The sequence below is a fragment of the Hyphomicrobiales bacterium genome (genome assembly GCA_030688605.1).
Lineage (GTDB): Bacteria > Pseudomonadota > Alphaproteobacteria > Rhizobiales > NORP267 > JAUYJB01.
In genome coordinates this window covers 1-15,433 of the sequence record JAUYJB010000010.1, presented here as the reverse complement: position 1 = coordinate 15,433, position 15,433 = coordinate 1, and the positions used below count along the sequence as shown (strand labels likewise).

At 66.9% G+C, this 15,433-nt stretch carries 14 protein-coding genes; 12 read left to right on the top strand and 2 right to left on the bottom strand.

Translation table 11 applies throughout. From position 1 onward, the window contains the following. The first annotated feature begins 37 nt into the window (after positions 1-37). The 10 genes from Q8P46_01345 (at position 38) to lexA (ending at position 9,177) form a co-directional block, all read left to right on the top strand. Positions 38-877, top strand: coding sequence for a sulfurtransferase (locus Q8P46_01345; protein MDP2618817.1), 840 nt, complete (start codon positions 38-40; stop codon positions 875-877). A 129-nt stretch (positions 878-1,006) separates the two neighbouring features. Then, positions 1,007-1,615, top strand: a complete 609-nt coding sequence (locus Q8P46_01340) for an aminodeoxychorismate/anthranilate synthase component II (GenBank protein MDP2618816.1) — start codon at positions 1,007-1,009, stop codon at positions 1,613-1,615. Positions 1,616-1,736: 121 nt separating this feature from the next. After that, positions 1,737-2,747, top strand: a complete 1,011-nt coding sequence (trpD, locus tag Q8P46_01335) for an anthranilate phosphoribosyltransferase (GenBank protein MDP2618815.1) — start codon at positions 1,737-1,739, stop codon at positions 2,745-2,747. Positions 2,748-2,759: 12 nt separating this feature from the next. Further along, on the top strand, positions 2,760-3,575 hold the full coding sequence (gene trpC, locus Q8P46_01330) for an indole-3-glycerol phosphate synthase TrpC (protein ID MDP2618814.1): 816 nt from the start codon (positions 2,760-2,762) through the stop codon (positions 3,573-3,575). 4 nt (positions 3,576-3,579) lie between these two features. Then, positions 3,580-4,065 carry a cyclic pyranopterin monophosphate synthase MoaC gene (gene moaC / locus Q8P46_01325; protein ID MDP2618813.1) on the top strand — a complete coding sequence of 162 codons (486 nt, stop codon included), beginning with the start codon at positions 3,580-3,582 and terminating at the stop codon, positions 4,063-4,065. Continuing rightward, positions 4,062-5,276: a molybdopterin molybdotransferase MoeA gene (locus Q8P46_01320; GenBank protein MDP2618812.1), complete on the top strand. Its 1,215-nt coding sequence runs from the start codon at positions 4,062-4,064 to the stop codon at positions 5,274-5,276. The genes moaC and Q8P46_01320 overlap by 4 nt, the downstream gene beginning before the upstream one ends. A 119-nt stretch (positions 5,277-5,395) precedes the next feature. Beyond that, a complete protein-coding gene (locus Q8P46_01315) occupies positions 5,396-6,181 on the top strand; it encodes an SDR family NAD(P)-dependent oxidoreductase (protein ID MDP2618811.1) in 786 nt (261 codons plus the stop codon). Then, positions 6,181-6,729 (top strand): MarR family transcriptional regulator, encoded by a 549-nt coding sequence (locus Q8P46_01310; protein MDP2618810.1) that lies wholly within the window; start codon positions 6,181-6,183, stop codon positions 6,727-6,729. The genes Q8P46_01315 and Q8P46_01310 overlap by 1 nt, the downstream gene beginning before the upstream one ends. A gap of 42 nt (positions 6,730-6,771) precedes the next feature. Next, positions 6,772-8,208 (top strand): hypothetical protein, encoded by a 1,437-nt coding sequence (locus Q8P46_01305; GenBank protein MDP2618809.1) that lies wholly within the window; start codon positions 6,772-6,774, stop codon positions 8,206-8,208. Between the two features lie 258 nt (positions 8,209-8,466). Beyond that, complete coding sequence (lexA, locus tag Q8P46_01300) at positions 8,467-9,177, top strand: transcriptional repressor LexA (protein MDP2618808.1); 711 nt, start codon at positions 8,467-8,469, stop codon at positions 9,175-9,177. 153 nt (positions 9,178-9,330) lie between these two features. Here lexA and Q8P46_01295 read toward each other — a convergent pair whose 3' ends face one another. Together Q8P46_01295 and Q8P46_01290 are read right to left on the bottom strand one after the other, a co-directional pair. Then, positions 9,331-11,556 (bottom strand): ComEC/Rec2 family competence protein, encoded by a 2,226-nt coding sequence (locus tag Q8P46_01295; GenBank protein ID MDP2618807.1) that lies wholly within the window; start codon positions 11,554-11,556, stop codon positions 9,331-9,333. 84 nt (positions 11,557-11,640) lie between these two features. Further along, on the bottom strand, positions 11,641-13,326 hold the full coding sequence (locus Q8P46_01290) for a glutamine--tRNA ligase/YqeY domain fusion protein (protein MDP2618806.1): 1,686 nt from the start codon (positions 13,324-13,326) through the stop codon (positions 11,641-11,643). A gap of 104 nt (positions 13,327-13,430) precedes the next feature. Here Q8P46_01290 and gltX point away from each other — a divergent pair, with 104 nt between their 5' ends. Continuing rightward, a complete protein-coding gene (gene gltX / locus Q8P46_01285) occupies positions 13,431-14,855 on the top strand; it encodes a glutamate--tRNA ligase (GenBank protein MDP2618805.1) in 1,425 nt (474 codons plus the stop codon). 164 nt (positions 14,856-15,019) lie between these two features. Next, positions 15,020-15,433 (top strand): citrate/2-methylcitrate synthase (locus tag Q8P46_01280; protein MDP2618804.1); only part of this gene is annotated, 414 nt, incomplete at its 3' end.

Genomic DNA, 15,433 nt, shown 5'->3' with positions numbered 1-15,433 from the left:
CCCATATGGTCGGAAACCGCTCTAGGAGGAAGGCGTAATGACTTATCCGCTGGTAACCACGCAATGGCTAGAACAGCACCTGGAAGACGCCGACCTTCGTGTCATCGAGATTTCACAGGCTGCCGACAATGCCGCCTACCGGGAGGGGCACATTCCGGGCGCCGCTTGGTTCCACTGGAAGGATATCTGCTGGCACCCCACCGATCGGCAGTTTGTGACCCCGGAGGCGCTGGCCAGGCGCCTCGGTGTCATGGGAATCGGTCCCCGGACGAACGTCGTGCTCTACGGCGACCCGGTTCAGTTCGGGACCTATGTCTTTTGGTCCTTCACGATGGGCGGTCACGCCAACCTGCGGCTGCTGGACGGCAGCCGCACGAAGTGGGTCAAGGAAGATCGCCCGCTTTCCAACGACATGCCCAGGCTCTCTCCCCCGGTCGACTATCCGCCCGGCAACGGGGATACGTCCATGCGTATAGGCCGTGACGATATCCGCGCGAAGCTGGGCCGCCCCGGCCGCCTGCTCCTGGATGTACGTTCACCCGAGGAATACAGCGGAGAAAGAGTCATCGCGTTGCCCAAGTTCGACCACGGCGCCGAACGCGCCGGGCGCATTCCCGGTGCTGTCCACCTGTTCTTCAGGAACCTGCTCAACGACGACGACACCTACAAGAGCCGGGAGGAGCTCCTGGCCGCGTTTGAAGGCGTGGGAGCGACGCCGGATAAGGTTGAGGAGATCGTCGTCTATTGTCGGCTGAGCCACCGCGCCAGTTTCACCTGGGTGGCTATGAAGCACATCCTCGGCTTTGAGAACGTCAGGATTTACGACGGTTCATGGACCGAGTGGGGAAGCATCGTCGGGTTTCCGGTGGAGAAATAGGGCCGCCGCTGGGCGGATTTTCGAGGCGTCGGCTCGGCAGGCTTCAAGCCTGACACGCGATTTGCCCCACCCACCGCTTGACGCCGTGGCGCGCGCGGGGCTTTAAAGGCGCATCAGAGCCAAGGTCCCATGATCGTCGTTATCGATAACTACGACAGCTTCACCTACAACCTCGTCCATTATCTGGGCGAGTTGGGCGCGCGCGTGCGGGTGCACCGCAACGACAAGATTGCCGTCGACGAGGCGCTCGACATGGCGACGGGCGGCATTGTGCTGTCGCCGGGCCCCTGCACGCCGAACGAGGCCGGCATCTGCCTCGATCTCGTCCGCGCCGCGGCCGAGCGCCGGGTGCCGCTTCTCGGCGTCTGCCTCGGCCTGCAGTCGATCGGCCAGGCCTTCGGCGGCAAGGTTGTGCGCGCGCCGGTGCTGTTGCACGGCAAGGTGAGCCAAATCCGCCATCATGGCGGACCGCTGTTCGAGGGCATCCCGGAGCGCTTCTCCGCGACGCGCTATCATTCGCTCATCGTCGAGCGCGAGAGCCTGCCCGAGGCGCTGGCCGTCACGGCAGAGGGCGATGTCGGCATCATCATGGCGCTCGCCCACAAGGAACTGCCGATCCACGGCGTGCAGTTCCACCCCGAAAGCATCGCGTCGGAGCACGGACACGACGTGCTCAGGAATTTTCTCACCTTGGCCGAGCGCTGGCTTGCGTCCCAGCCGCAGACCGCGCTCGCCTGAGCGCCTTGGCTTGCGCCCTTCAGACTTGCGGTCTAATACCAGGAGCCCTTGTTTTGGCTCACCTCTCCCATCGGGAGAGGTAGTGCGTCGAGCGTTTAAGCAGTGGCTGAACAGAAGTTTCATGACTGATTTCAAGACCCTGATCGGCAAGGTGGCGGGCGGCGAGGCGCTGAGCGTTGCGGAGGCGCGCGACGCCTTCGACGTCATCATGTCCGGCGAGGCGACGCCGTCGCAGATCGGCGGCTTCCTGATGGCGCTCAGGGTGCGCGGCGAGAGCATCGACGAGATCACCGGCGCGGTCACCACCATGCGCTCCAAGATGCTGCCCGTGAAGGCGCCGGAAGGCGCCATCGATATCGTCGGCACCGGCGGCGACGCGTCCGGCACCTACAATATTTCCACCGGAGCGGCGCTGGTGGTCGCCGCCTGCGGCGTGCCGGTCGCCAAGCACGGCAACCGGGCGCTGTCGTCGAAATCGGGCGCCGCCGACGTGCTGGCGGCGCTCGGCGTCAACATCGATATCGGCCCCGGGAAGATCGCCGAATGCATCCGCAAAGCCGGCGTCGGCTTCATGTTCGCGCCGGCGCACCACGCGGCGATGAAGCATGTCGGCCCGACGCGGGTCGAACTCGGCACGCGCACCATCTTCAACCTGCTCGGACCCTTGTCGAATCCGGCCAGCACCAAACGCCAGGTGATCGGCGTGTTTGCACCGCAATGGGTCGAGCCGCTCGCCCAGGCGATGAAGAATCTCGGCGCCAAGCGGGTCTGGGTCTGCCACGGCGATGGGCTCGACGAGATCACCACCACCGGCGAGACCAAGGTCGCCGAGCTCAAGGACGGCAAGGTTAAGACCTTCACCGTGACGCCGGAGGACGCGGGGCTGAAACGGGCGAAGCTCGCCGATCTCAAGGGCGGCAGCGCCGCCGACAATGCCGATGCGATCCGCAAGCTCCTGGCCGGCGAAAAAGGGCCGTTCCGCGACGTGGTGCTGCTCAATGCGGCCGCCGCCCTCGTCGTCGCCGGCAAGGCGGCGGACCTGAAAGACGGCGTCAAACAGGCGGCGGACGCCATCGATTCAGGCGCGGCGCAGGGCGTGCTCGACCGGCTCGTCGCGGTGTCGAACGGCTAGGAACAAGGGTCGATGGCCGACATTCTCGCCCGCATCGCCGCCTATAAGCGCGAGGAGATTGCCGCCGCCAAGGCCGCCCGGCCGCTCAAGGAGGTCGATGCGGCGGCGCGCGACCGGGAACCGCCGCGCGGCTTCGCCGCCGCCCTCCGCGCCAGGATCGACGCCGGCGGCTATGGGCTGATCGGCGAGATCAAGAAGGCAAGCCCGTCCAAGGGGTTGATCCGGGCCGATTTCGATCCGGCGGCGCTGGCGCGGGCCTATGAGGAAGGCGGTGCCGCCTGCCTTTCGGTGCTGACGGATGCCCCTTCCTTCCAGGGAAAGCTCGAATTTTTGGCGGATTCGCGCGCCGCGACCCGGCTGCCGGTGCTGAGAAAGGACTTCATGCTCGAGCCCTATCAGGTGGCGGAATCCCGCGCTTTCGGCGCCGATTGCGTCCTGATCATCCTGGCGCTGGTCGGCGATGGCGAGGCCAGGATGCTGGAGGATGCCGCCTTCGACTGGCACATGGACGCCGTCGCCGAGGTGCATGACGAGGGCGAGCTTGAGCGGGCGCTCGCCCTGAAGACCTCACTCATCGGCATCAATAACCGCGATCTCAAGACCTTCAAGACGACGCTTAAGACGAGCGAGAAGCTGGCGCCGCTGGTGCCGGCGGGAAGGCTCGCGATCGCCGAGAGCGGCCTTGCCGCTCCCGCCGACCTCGCCCGGCTCTCGCGATCCGGCATCAATGCCTTTCTTGTCGGCGAGAGCCTGATGCGCCAAGAGGACGTGGCGGCCGCGACCCGCGCGCTTCTGAGCCGTGCGCCTGCCGCACAGACCGCCCTGTGAGCCGATGACCAAGCCCAAGCTCACCCACATCGACGAAAAAGGCGCGGCGCGCATGGTCGACGTGTCGGAAAAGGACGTGACCAGCCGCGCCGCGGTCGCCGAGGGGCGGATCAGCATGCGGCCGGAAACGCTCGATCTTATCGTCTCCGGCACCGCCAAGAAGGGCGACGTCTTGGCGGCGGCCCGGCTTGCCGGCATCATGGCCGCCAAGCGCACGCACGAGCTGATCCCGCTCTGCCACCCCCTGCCCTTGAGCTCCGTCGCGGTCGAGCTCGAACCGGAGCCGAAAACGGCAAGCCTGCGCGTCACCGCCACGGCCAAGGTCACCGGCCGCACCGGCGTCGAGATGGAGGCGCTGACCGCCGTCTCGCTCGCGTGTCTGACCGTCTACGACATGGTCAAGGCGGCGGACAAGACCATGCGCATCGGCGATATCAGGCTGATCGAGAAATCAGGCGGCCGGTCGGGCAAGTTCAAGGCGGACAAATGAGCCTGATTCCGGTCGAAGAGGCGCTTGCCCGCATCCTCGACGGCGCCGCGCCGCTCGCGACCGAAAAGGTGGCGCTGCCGGCGGCGCTCGACCGGGTGCTTGCCGAGGACCTCATCCCCGCGCGCGCCCAGCCCCCCTTCGCGGCTTCCGCCATGGACGGCTATGCGGTGCGCGGCGCCGACGTCGCCAAGGCGCCGGCAACGCTTAAGATCGTCGGCGAAGTCCCCGCGGGCATTGTGTTTTCCGGCAAGATCGGACCTGGCGAGGCGGCGCGCATCTTCACCGGCGCGCCGCTGCCGGAGGGCGCCGATACGATCGTCATCCAGGAAGTCGCGGAGCGCCAGGGCGACACGGTGACGGTCAAGGAAACGGCCCGCCCCGGCGCCTATGTGCGGGCTGCAGGCCTCGATTTCAAACAGGGCGACGTGTTGCTCAGACCCGGCCTGAGGCTTCAGCCGCGCCATCTGGCGCTCGCCGCGGCCATGAATTGCGCAACCCTTGTCGTGCGCAGGCGGCCGCGCGTCGGCGTTCTCGCCACCGGCGACGAGCTGGTGGCTCCGGGGACGGAGCCCGGCCCGGGCCAGATCGTGTCCTCGAACAGCACCGGGATTGCCGCCCTCATCGCCCGGGCCGGCGGCGAAGCGCTCGATCTCGGCATCGCCGCCGACAATGTCGGGGCCCTTGCCGCCGCGATCCGCGCCGCGCGCGATAAGAAGGCCGACACCCTGGTCACGCTCGGCGGCGCCTCGGTCGGCGACCACGATCTGGTCATGCAGGCCTTGGAGGCGGAAGGGCTGAAGCTCGGCTTCTGGCGCATCGCCATGCGCCCCGGCAAGCCCTTGATGTTCGGGCGGCTTGCGCAAATGCGGGTGCTCGGCCTGCCGGGAAACCCCGTTTCGGCAATGATTTGCGGGCTGATCTTCCTCAAGCCCCTGATCTCGGCCCTGCTCGGCCTCGAAGCGGCGGCGGACGGCCCGGCAACCGCTCTTTTGGGCGGCGACGTGCCGGAAAACGACCGCCGCCAGGACTACTTGCGCGCCCGTCTCGAACGCAACGACCGGGGACAGCTCGTCGCGACCCCGTTCGGCGTCCAGGATTCATCGATGCTGGCGCTGCTTGCCAAGGCCAACTGCCTGATCGTGCGCCCGCCGCAAGCTCCGGCGCTCAAAGCCGGCGCGAGCGTCGACATCGTCCGCCTCGACTTTATTTGAAAAGGCCGCCGCGGGTGCGGCAAGGCAGCGCACGTGGATCTTTTGTTCAAGCTTGAACTAAACGGGGGCCACCGGTACCCTTTTCACTTGTGGGTGCGGCGCGAAGCAGGGAGCCAGCCATGACAAACAAAGACCTCGCCGGTCAGCACGCGGTCGTCACCGGGGGCGCGCGCGGCATCGGCGCGGCTATCGCGACGGCGCTGGCAAGCCACGGCGCCAACGTCACGATCATGGACATCGACGGGGAAGGAGCGGAAAAGCAGGCCGCGACGCTTGCCGAGGCCGGCGGCGGCAAGGCCGATTGGCGCTACATCGACGTCAGCGACCCGGCGGCGATCGACGCCGCCTTCGACGGGCTCGATGCCAAGCTCGGCGCGTGCTCGATCCTGGTCAACAACGCGGGCATCGCGCTGTCGGCGCCGTTTTCCAAGACCGACCTCAAATTCTGGGCGAGGATGCTCGACATCGACCTCACCGGTGCCTTTCTGTGCATCCGCAAGGCGCTGCCGGGAATGAAGGAGGCCAACTTCGGGCGCATCGTCAACATCGTCTCCACGGCCGGCCTCAAGGGCTATCCCTATGTCACCGCCTATTGCGCCGCCAAGCATGGGCTCATCGGCCTGACGCGCGCGCTGGCGCTCGAGACCGCCAAGACCGGCATCACGGTGAACTCGGTCTGCCCCGGCTATGCGGATACCGACATCGTCCGTGGCGCCGTCGCCAATATCGTCAGCAAGACCGGACTGTCGGAAGAAGCAGCGCTGGCGCAGCTCACCAGCCATAATCCGCAAGGCCGGCTGATCCAGCCGGACGAGATCGCCAACGCGGTCATCTGGCTGTGCCAGCCGGATTCGGGCTCGGTCACCGGCCAAAGCATCCTGGTCGCCGGCGGGGAGATCATGTGATGGCCGAAAGGAAGGCCAAAGACACATATGCTTGGGAAGCGGGCACGCGGGAGCTGCGGGTCTGGCTGCGCCTGTTGAGTTGCGCCAACCTGGTGCTGCATCGTCTGCGGCGCAACCTGAAGGACGCCTTTTCGGTCACGTTGCCCCGCTTCGATCTTCTCGCCCAGGTCGCCCGGCCGCCGCTCGGCACGACCCTCGGCGAGCTTTCGCGCCGGCTGCTGGTGACCAAGGGCAACGTCACCGACATCGTCATCCGCCTGGAGAAGGAAAAGCTGATCGAGCGGCGCAGGGACGAGGCCGACGGCCGCATTCAGCACGTCTATTTGACGGACGCCGGCGAAGAGATGCTCGACGGGATGCTGGTCGCTCACAATCGATGGCTGAAGGAGCTGATGCGGCATATGAGCGAGGAGGAACTGGATACGCTGATGGATGCCCTCGGCATTCTCAAGGAGGCCTTGAAAAAGGCCGAGGCGCGGCTCGCCGACGCCGCAAGCATGGACGACGATCCGACCGCCGACGCGGCGCCGGACGCGGACCGAGCCTGAAGCGCGTTGTTGCGGACGATCCGAGCTGAAGGGACAAGAGCAATGCAACTTCTGCAACCGATCGAAATCAACGGCATGAAGGTGTCGAATCGGGTCGTCGTTCCGGCCATGGTGACGCGGCTGTCGGGCGAGGACGGCCACGTCAATCAGGACATCATCGACCGCTATGTCCGCTACGCGAAAGGCGAAATCGGCCTGATCGTCGTCGAGGCCATGGCCATCCATAAAAGCAAGTCCGGGCCCTTACTGCGCATCAGCGACGAGGACTATGTTCCGGGCCTCACCGACCTTGTGTCGCGCATTCACGACAGCTCCGATTCCAAGGTCGTGCCGCAGATCATCCACTTCCTGAAAGTGGCGCGCTCGGGCTGGCGGCAGACCCTCGACATGCTGTCGCTGGAGGATATCGAGCTTATCGTCGAACAGTTCGGGGACGCTGTGGCGCGCGCGCGCGCGGCCGGGTTCGACGGCGCGGAGCTGCATTCGGCCCACGCCTATACGCTGGCTTCGTTCCTCTCGCGCGCCAATCCGCGCACCGACGAATATGCGGGCCGGACGCTGGAGGGCCGCCTGACGATGATCGGCCGGGTGATGGAGAACGTGCGCAAGAAGGTGGGGACGGATTTCCCCGTCGGCGTGCGCTACGTCGCCGACGAATATATCAAGGACGGCTACACGATCGGCGACGCCAAGCTGATCGGCCTCAGGCTGGCGCAGCTCGGCTTCGACTATCTGTCGCTGTCGGTCGGCGGAAAGTTCGAGGACGCGATCCACAAGCAGGGCGAGGTCCCCTACCCCTATACCGGCTATTCCGGCGACCGCTGCATGCCGGGCGACTGGTATCCGCCGGCGCTGCACGCCCATCTCGGCGGCGAGATCAAGGCCTTCGTCAACGAAAAGGGTTACGACGTGCCGGTGATGGTCGCCGGCAAGATCTCCGATCCCGACATCGCCGAGCGGCTCGTCGCCGACGGCGTCGTCGACATGGTGGCGATCGCGCGCGGGCTGTTGGCCGATCCCGACTGGGTGAAGAAGGTCAAGGCCGACCGGCGCGACCACATCATCCAATGCGACTATTGCAACTGGTGCAAGATCCTCGACGGCACGCACCAGAAGGTCAGATGCACCATCTGGCCGAAGGATGCGCTGCAGGCGCCCGAATACGCCTTGTCCAACGAGGTTCCCGCCTGGCCCGAGGCCGGCGCCGGGCTGAAGGGCGAGTATGCCGACGGCGCTGTCACGCTGAGCTGGAACGGGGCGGTCGGGTCGATCGCCGGATACGACATCTACCGCGCCGAGGACTCGGGCGACATCAAACAGACGAAGGCGGTCAAGGCCCGCCGCTGGAACGACCGGACGGTGATGGCGGGGGTGAAATACCGCTATTACGTGCGGGCGCGGGACGAATCCGGCCACCCCAGCGCGCCGTCGGACTCGGTGGTCGTCGAGCCCCGGATGGCGCCGCCGCAATTCGCCTGAGCCGCCGGCCCGGGCCGCAGCGTCAGTCGAGAGAGACGATACGCTCGCGAAGCGCGGCGACCATGTCCTTGCCGCCGGCAAGGACCGCCTCGGGAATGGTGCTCCGGTCCATCAACTCGGAAAGATCGACCGGACGGCCGGAGGCGGAAATATCCCCTTGCGGAACACAACTAGAACATGTACAAATGTTCCTGATTTGTACCATATGTCGTTGCCGCTCGGCGAGCCGGCAAGGCGAACTGAAGAGAATTTGGGAAAATGCTGACCAGGAAACAGCTCGAGCTTCTAATGTACATCCACCAGCGCCTCAAGGAAAGCGGCGTTCCGCCCTCCTTCGAGGAGATGAAAGATGCCCTCGACCTGCGCTCGAAGTCCGGCATCCACCGGCTGATCACGGCGCTCGAGGAGCGCGGCTTCGTGCGGCGGCTGCCGCATCGGGCCCGGGCGCTGGAAGTGCTGCGGCTGCCCGACTCGATGGCGCCGGGGCTCGCCGGCGGGCGCGGGCGCGGCGGCTTCTCGCCGGCGGTCATCGAGGGCAGCCTCGGCCGCGTCACCGCCAAGGCGGAACGCGACGAGGATGCGCGCGAGACGGTGATGGTCCCGGTCATGGGCCGGATCGCCGCCGGCACGCCGATCGAGGCAATCCAAACCCACAGCCACTCCATCCCCATTCCGGTCGACATGCTGCCGGCGGGCGATCATTTCGCGCTCGAGGTGCGCGGCGATTCGATGATCGAGGCCGGCATTCTCGACGGCGATACGGTGCTCCTCAAGCGGGCCGATACCGCCGACAGCGGCGATATCGTCGTCGCGCTCATCGATCATGAGGAAGCGACCCTGAAGCGGCTGCGCCGGCGCGGCGCGTCGATCGCGCTCGAATCCGCCAATCCGACCTACGAGACGCGCATCTTCGGCCCCGACCGGGTCGACATCCAGGGCAAGCTAGTCGGCCTGTTCCGGCGCTATTGAGCGTTCGCCCATCCCCCAACCGTGATTTCCGCGAAAGCGGAAATCCATTGGCCCATGCGCGGATCGAAGCGGTTCCGCATCGGCAGATGAAATTGCAAGGAGCACGGCCAATGGGTCCCCATTTTCATGGGGACGACGATTGGGGTAACTGCATCAAACCTCGGGCCCGGTTTCCGCTGCCGGCCGGGCCTCAGTCGCTTCTTCTTGAGCCTCGTCGGCGGGCGCCGCCCCCTCCCACGGCCGGGCGCCGGGGATCGGCCGCACCCGGCGCAGGGTGAGCCTTTCCGAACCGATCCACACCGCATGCGCCCCATGACGCTGAAGATCGCGCTTGTCGAAGACCATTTCCGGCCCGTCGCAGCGGCCGGAAAGGTCGAATTTCAACACCACGATGCGTGCCCGCCGGCACTCCTCCTCCAACGCCGCCACATGCTTGACGATGGCGATGTGACCGCCGCCGGGCAGGCCCGCGATACAGGCTTCCGGATCGCAGGAAAAGGCGGCATCGTCGATCTCTTCCGCCGGCCGGTCGTCGCCGTCGCTCTCAAGCCAGCGGCTGACGGTGAACGAGTCGGTGTTGCGCGCCATGACCGAGAATTGTCCGCCCTCCCCGCCGCGCACCGCGACGCTCGCCGCGTTGGCGTCGATCAGGACGTCGGGCCCGCGCGCAACAAGCGCCAGCGGAATGGCGGCCGCGATGGCGGCAAGGCCTGCGAGCCGCCACGGCCGGTGCCACAGCACCAGCCACAGCACGCCGAAGACCATGACGAGAAGGCCGGCAGCGGAGACCTGCGCGATATGCGTCTCGGCCCCCGGCAGCGCCGCCACCGCGCGGGCCGCGGCCAGCACCCAATCGATGCCGAGGCCCATGGCGTGGAGCGGCACCGGCTCCAGCCCGAACGGCATGGCGATCACCGACATCAGCCCGGCCGGCATGACCAGGAGGCCGACCGCGGGCATCGCCGCCAGATTGCCGAGGAGACTGTACGGCGCCACGCGCTGGAAGTGATAGGCGGCAAAGGGCGCCGTCGCCGCCGAGGCGACGAGCGTGGTCAACGCGATGGCCGCGAAATAGAACACGACCAGCCGCAGCAGGCCGAGGCCGCCGGCGCGCGCCGCGAACACCTTCTCCGGCGCCAGCCGCAGGCGGGCCAGGCGGTACTCATAAGCCGCGATCAGCGACACGGCGGCGGCGAACGACATCTGGAAGCTCGCCGAAAGCACGCTTTCAGGCCGCAGCACGATGACAGCGATGGCCGCCAGCGCGACATTGCGCATGGTGATCGCCGGCCGCTCCAGCAGCACCGCGGCGAGCATGATGGCGATCATTACATAGGCGCGCTGGGTGGCGACGCTGGCCCCCGACAAAGCGAGATAGAAGGTCGCGCCGGCTAGCGCCAGGCTTGCCGCCATCTTCTTGATCGGATGGCGCAGGGCGAGGGTCGGCACGGCGGCGAGCCCCGCACGGGCGAGCCAGAACAGGGAGCCCGCCATCAGCGTCATGTGCAGGCCGGAAATGGCAAGGATGTGGGCGAGCCCCGAAGCGCGCAGGCTCTCCAATATGTCTTCCGGAATACCGGCCCTGAGGCCGGTGATGAGGGCGGTGGCGAGGATTCCGGCCTCGCCCGCAAGGCTCGCGCGGATGCGCGCGGCAACGCCGGCGCGCAGGCGGTCGATGGCGGCGTTCGCGGCTGAGAGAAGCGGCGCCGGCGGCGCCTCGGCCCAGCTTTCGGGCGTACCGTGGGCGACGCCGACGCCGCCGATGCCTTCGAAATAGGCGGTGCGAGCAAAATCATAGGCCCCCGGCGCCGGCGCCGGAGGAGGCGGCTGCACGAAGGCCCTGAGCCTCACCGCGTCGCCGGGCGCAAAGGCGGCCGATACGCCCTGGCGAAGGCTGACAAGCACGCGGCGCGGCGTTTCCTCAGGGTCGAGCCGGCTGATCCCGGCGACGCGAAGCTGCAGCCGCAGCCGCCCGTCCCGGCGCGCTTCGGCGGTCTCGACCCAGCCGGTGATCAGCGCCGAAACCAGCGTCTCGCCCAACACCGGGGCCGCGACCATATCGGCGCGCAGCTTGGCAAGGCCCATGCCGGCGGCAAACAGGCCGAGTGAGGCAAGGCCGAGGAACAGGAGGGCTTGCGCGCGGGCGCGCCAGGCACAGGCGGCGAGCAGCAGCGCCAGGCCGCCAAGGGCTGCCAGCGATGGCTCGCGCGGCAGCGCGAAATAGACCGCGACGCCCGCCGCCAGCAGGACCGGCGTCCACAGGAACCAGCGGTCCTGCTCGGCCGACAGCGCCTCGCGGGCGAACGCCGCAAGGCGGACCCCAAGCGGCTGTTGCCGCCTGCCGCTTCGCCATTTCGGGCTGCGCCGTGCCGCCGTCACCGCGCCTCGTCCCCCGTACCCTGTCCCCTGTCCCGGGACTTAGCCGCCCCTCCCCGCCATGCTACACGCCGGCGACGGACTTCGTCACGACCTAGCCGTCGAGACCCTCGCCCAGGTGTCGCGCAATCCGACCGTGCGGTTGAAGACCGGCCGACCCGGCTCGGTGTCCGGATCGAGGCAAAAATAGCCCTGCCGCTCGAACTGCAGCGGCTCTTCCGGCCCCGCCTTGGCAAGCGCCGGATCGAGCTTGCAGTCGGCCAGAACCTGCAGCGAATTCGGGTTCATTTCCGCCGCAAAATCCGCCGCCCCCGGCTCCGGCTTGGTGAACAGATGATCGTACAGCCGCACCTCGGCCGAGATCGCGTCCGCCGCCGTCACCCAATGCAGCGTCGCCTTGACCTTGCGTCCGTCGGGCGGCGTCCGGCCGCCGCGCGTCGCCGGATCGTAGGTGCAGCGCAATTCGACCACCTCGCCGGCCGCATCCTTCACCGCCTTCCGGCAGGTGATGAAATAGGCGTAGCGCAGACGCACCTCGCGCCCGGGCGCGAGGCGGAAGAATTTCTTCGGCGGGCTCTCCATGAAGTCGTCGCGCTCGACATAGAGCTCGCGGCCGAAGCGCACCATCCGCGTCCCCGCCGCCGGATCCTCGGGATTGTTGAGCGCTTCGAGCTCCTCGGTCTTGCCTTCGGGATAGTTCTCGATCACCACCTTGAGCGGCCGCAGCACGGCCATGCGCCGCTCAGCCGTGCGGTTCAGGATTTCGCGGATCGAGAATTCGAACATCGCGTAATCGACGAGGCTGTTCGCCTTGGCGATCCCCACCCGCTTGACGAATTCGCGGATCGCGGCCGGCGGCACGCCGCGCCGCCTGAGCCCGGCGAGCGTCGGCATGCGCGGGTCGTCCCAGCCCGCAACGAACCCGCCGCGCACCAGCTCGGTCAGCACCCGCTTGGAGAGCACCGTGTGCGCGAGATTGAGCCGCGCGAACTCGTACTGGCGCGGGCGCGACGGAACGGGGAGGTTTTCGAGCAGCCAATCGTAGAGCGGCCGGTGATCCTCGAACTCGAGCGTGCACAGCGAATGGGTAATGTTCTCGATCGCGTCGGACTGCCCGTGCGCGAAGTCGTAGCCCGGATAGATGCACCATTTATCGCCGGTGCGCGCATGGCTCGCGTGCAGGATTCGGTAAAGCACCGGGTCGCGCAGATTGATGTTTCCCGAGGCCATGTCGATCTTGGCGCGCAGCACCCGCGCGCCGTTGGCGAATTCGCCCGCCCGCATGCGCCGGAACAGATCGAGGCTTTCTTCCACCGCTCGGTCGCGGAACGGGCTGTCGCGGCCGGGTTCGGTCAGGGTGCCGCGGGCTTCGCGGATCTCGTCCGGCGACTGATCGTCGACATAGGCCAAGCCTGAGCGGATCAGGTGCTCGGCCCACTCGTACAACTGCTCGAAATAGTCCGACGCGTGATAGAGATGCTCGCCCCAATCGAAGCCGAGCCAGCGCACGTCGCGCATGATCGCGTCGATATATTCCTGCTCCTCCCTGGTCGGATTGGTGTCGTCGAAGCGCAAATGGCAACGGCCGCCAAACTCGTCCGCCACCCCGAAGTTGAGGCAGATCGACTTGGCGTGCCCGATATGCAGATAGCCGTTCGGCTCCGGCGGAAAGCGGGTCACCACCGTCTTGTGCCGCCCCTCGTCGAGGTCGGCGCGGATGATGTCGCGGATGAAGTCCTGGCCCGCTTCCCGCGTCGCTGAGTCTACTGCCATTCTGGCCAACCGTTCCGTTCGAATCGTTCTCTATGACCCGGAACCCTTGCGGGGCACCATGATCACGTGACATCTGCGCCTATGCTTATGGTACACGGAAGGCCATGACCAGCGCCGTCGTCACCCGCTTCGCCCCCTCGCCCACCGGTTTCCTGCATATCGGCGGCGCGCGCACCGCCTTGTTCAACTGGCTCTACGCCAAGCACACCGGCGGCCGGATGCTGCTGCGCATCGAGGACACCGACCGCGCGCGCTCGACCGCGGAAGCGGTCAAGGCGATCATCGACGGCCTGACCTGGCTCGGCCTCGACTGGGACGGCGAGCCGGTGTCGCAATATGCCCGCGCCGGCCGGCATCGCGAAATAGCCGAGCAACTGCTCGCCGCCGGCCGCGCCTATCGCTGCTACGCCACGCGGCAGGAACTCGACGAGATGCGCGAAAAGGCCCGCAAGGAGGGCCTGACGCGGCTCTATGACGGCCGCTGGCGCGACCGGAGCCCGAGCGAGGCGCCGGCCGGCGTCAAGCCCGTCATCCGGCTCAAGGCCCCGCTCGAGGGCGAGACCGCGATCGACGACCGCGTTCAGGGCCGCGTGGTGTGGAAGAACGAAAACCTCGACGATTTCGTGCTGCTGCGCTCCGACGGCTCGCCGACCTACAATCTGTCGGTGGTGGTCGACGACCGCGACATGGGCATCACCCACGTCATCCGCGGCGTCGACCACCTGACCAACGCGGCGCGCCAGAGCCAGGTCTATCAGGCGCTCGGCTGGCCGGTGCCGGTGCTCGCCCACATCCCGCTGATCCACGGGTCGGACGGGGCAAAACTGTCGAAGCGTCATGGCGCGCTCGGCGTCGAGACCTATCGCGACATGGGCTATCTGCCGGCCGCCCTGCGCAACTATCTTGTCCGCCTCGGCTGGAGCCACGGCGACCAGGAAATCTTCTCGACCGAGGAGATGATCGCGCTCTTCGACCTCGACGGCATCGGCAAGTCGCCGGCGCGCTTCGACCTTGCCAAGCTCGACAGCGTCAACGGCCACTACATGCGGTCGAGCGACGAAGCGACGCTGCTCGCCGCCCTGCAGACGCTCGCGGCGCACCTGCCCGGCAAGACGCAGGCGCCGGATGACCTCGATGAGGCCGTGCGGGCCAGGCTCCTTGCCGCCATGCCGAGTTTGAAGGAGCGCGCCAAGACCCTGGTCGAGCTGTGGGAGGGCGCGCGGTTTATTGTCGCGCGGCGTCCACTCGCACTCGACGAAAAGGCGCAAAGGCTGTTGTCCGAGGACGGCCGCGCGCTGCTCGCGGCGGTCCGGCCATCGCTCGCCCGCGTGCCGGAATGGACGGCCGGGGCGCTCGAGGAAACTGTCAAAAAATTCGCGGAAAACGAGGAAATTGGCCTCGGCAAGGTGGCCCAGCCGCTGCGTGCCGCGCTGACCGGACGCACCGTCTCGCCCGGTATTTTCGACGTGCTCGCCGTGCTCGGGCGGGAGGAAAGCCTCGCCCGCATCGCCGATCAGATCGAAGGCTGAGACGGCTCGGACGGCCGGCCGCGATTGCTCGAAACCGCCAAATCGTCTATCCAAGAAACGGGTTTCTTATGGCGATCTCCGCCCCTAGCTTCGACATCGGGTTCGATGCGCCGCCCGGCAACGCCGGAGGAAAACGCTGGGGTGGACGAAGGGGAGTTCAAGACATGAGCGGCAAGGAAAAGGCAAATTTGACGCTCGGCGACAAGAAGCTGGATCTGAATGTCGTCAGCGGAACGATCGGGCCGGATGTCGTCGATATTTCGTCGCTTTATCGCGAGACGGGCAAGTTCACCTACGATCCCGGCTACACCTCGACGGCGAGCTGCGAATCCAAGATCACCTATATCGACGGCGAAAAGGGCATTCTGCTCTATCGCGGCTATCCCATCGATCAGCTCGCCGAGAAGGGCGACTTCCTGGAGACCTGCTATCTGCTGCTGTACGGCGAGCTTCCGACCCAGACGCAGAAGATCGAGTTCGACCGCCGGGTCACCTACCACACCATGCTGCACGAGCAGATGGCCCGCTTCTATTCGGGCTTCCGGCGCGACGCCCACCCGATGGCGATCATGGTCGGC